General features: G+C 66.7%; 1 protein-coding gene. It reads left to right on the top strand.

The genetic code is table 11. The annotated features are described in order from the left end of the window. The coding region (locus DQ392_RS00030; protein WP_245980975.1) for a phosphopantetheine-binding protein at positions 1-679 on the top strand (679 nt) is incomplete at both ends.

Here is a 679-nt window from a genome sequence, read left to right on the forward strand (position 1 = left end):
CGCGCCGACGACCAGGTGAAGATCCGCGGCTTCAGGGTCGAGCTGGGCGAGATCGAGTCCGCGCTGGCCCAGCACCCCGACGTGCGGCACGCCGCCGTGCTGCTCGACCAGGACGGCGCGGCCAAGCGGCTGATCGCCTACGCGGTCTTCCGCCAGACAGTGGCAACCGAGACTCTCCAGTCGTTCCTCGGCGAACGGCTGCCGCACTACATGGTCCCCGGCATCGTCGTGCCGCTGGAGAGCATGCCGCTCAACGCCAGCGACAAGGTCGACCGTAAGGCTCTGGCCGCGCTGTCGTGGCAGGAGCACGCGGTCGCGGAGCAGGAGCACGTGGCGCCGCGTACCCCGGTGGAAGAACAGCTCGCACACATCTGGCAGACGGTCCTCGGCACCACCCACCCGGTGGGCGTGCACGACAACTTCTTCTCGCTCGGCGGCGACTCCATCCTCAGCCTCCAAATGATCTTCCGGGCCAAGCAACAGGGCCTGTACTTCACCGTCAAACAGCTCTTCCGCCACCAGACGATCGCCGAGCTGGCACCAGTGGTCGAACACCAGGACGCCCCGCAGATACAGGCCGAACAAGACCTGGTCACCGGCCCCGTCCCACTGACACCGATCCAACACTGGTTCTTCGCACAGGACTTCGCACGACCGCACCACGTCAACCAGTCGCTGG

Source organism: Streptomyces reniochalinae (genome assembly GCF_003323735.1).
Taxonomy (GTDB): domain Bacteria; phylum Actinomycetota; class Actinomycetes; order Streptomycetales; family Streptomycetaceae; genus Streptomyces; species Streptomyces reniochalinae.